The sequence below is a fragment of the Phocaeicola oris genome (assembly GCF_021295095.1).
GTDB lineage: Bacteria > Bacteroidota > Bacteroidia > Bacteroidales > Bacteroidaceae > Phocaeicola > Phocaeicola oris.
The window spans coordinates 1-1,456 of record NZ_JAJLQX010000048.1 but is presented as its reverse complement, the minus strand read 5'-3'; the positions used below and the strand labels follow the sequence as shown (position 1 = coordinate 1,456).

The 1,456-nt window shown below is 39.6% G+C and carries 1 protein-coding gene; it reads left to right on the top strand.

Features of this window, described 5'->3' with window-relative positions:
• Positions 1 to 258 precede the first annotated feature (258 nt).
• Positions 259 to 1,257 (top strand): IS110 family RNA-guided transposase, encoded by a 999-nt coding sequence (locus tag LO761_RS12525; protein WP_272818611.1) that lies wholly within the window; start codon positions 259 to 261, stop codon positions 1,255 to 1,257.
• Positions 1,258 to 1,456 lie beyond the last annotated feature (199 nt).

The window sequence follows — 1,456 nt, the reverse complement described above, 5'->3', positions numbered from 1 at the left end:
CTGTTACTTTGCAGAATCAAAGAGCTGTTGCTCCAAAAATAATTTTAATAACAATATTTTTTCTTATGATTTAGACTTATCTTTAATCTGCAGCTACGGGGTGAACATAACACCTTGCTAAGCTTAAAAGGCTTTTAAGTGGCATTTGTCCCTGTAAGCTGCCTTTATGTTGCCAGGCACCAGTTAGGATTTTAGACATAAGGTCTATTAACAGCTTTAGTTGCAAGCAACTCATTTTTAACTAACAATTTATTTATCATGTTGTACGAAAATTATGTTGGCATTGATGTTTCCAAATTAAGTATTGATGCCTTTATCAGAGAATCTCGTATTCATCGCCGATTCAAGAATGAAGAATCCGGTTTCAAACAGCTTATCCGATGGATTAAGGAGCACATTGGAGAGGGTTGGGAATCGCTTCTTATTTGCTTTGAACATACCGGGCTCTATTCTCTTTCCCTCGCTCTGTTCCTTGAACGTGAACACATTACCTACGCAATGATTCCCGCATTGGACATCAAACGATCGTTGGGTATTACCAGAGGGAAAAACGACCAGATAGACGCTAAGAGCATAGCGGAGTTCGCCTATCGCTTCAACGACAGGGTAACACCGACATCGCTTCCTGCCGAGGATATAAGGAAACTTCATTCCTTGCTGGCAATGCGCGATAAGATGATGAAAAACATGGGCGGCTATATTACCTCTCGAAACGAATTGTTTAGGGTTATACCAGAGAGGGACCTCCCCGTATTGGCTTCTGTCTATGAGAACATTCTCTCTACTCTCAAGGATGAGGTGCATGAACTGGAACGGGAGATAAGGTCTGTCATTATGACGAACAAAGAATTGAAGAAGACCTTTGAACTTATCACGACAGTCAAGGGAATTGGATTTATAGTTGCCTCGTTCTTGATAGTGTATACATGTAATTTCACAAGGTTTGAAAATTGGCGAAAATTTGCCTGTTATTCCGGCATTGCTCCCTTTGAATATCAATCCGGGACAAGTGTCCATACTAGGACACAGGTAAGTTCCATCGCCAACCAACAGATGAAGCGGCTTCTTCATTTGGCGGCAATGACGGCTATTCATTTTGATGCGGAACTGCATAACTACTATGTCCGCAGGCAAGCAGAGGGAAAGTCTAAGATGGCAGTAATCAATATCGTAAGGAATAAACTGATAGCCCGTGTATTTGCCATTGTTAAGAGAGGAACTCCATTTGTGGATATACAAAAATATGCCTATTTGTAAAATCCCAATATGAAAACTCTGTATACAAGGGACATCTATAAGATGAGAATTTCTTTTTTCTTGGTGCATTAACATACATATAGAACTGGCACTGGGTATGGAAGTCCATTTTAGATGCTCATTATGAGCATCTAAGGCTACATGTGAATTATTTTTCTTCATTTTTTCATTATTTTATTTGCATATTAACTTAGGATGC

Coding starts and splice junctions, on each gene's coding strand:
- LO761_RS12525 (WP_272818611.1), top strand. CDS start 259: ATGTTGTACGAAAATTATGTTGGCATTGATGTTTCCAAATTAAGTATT.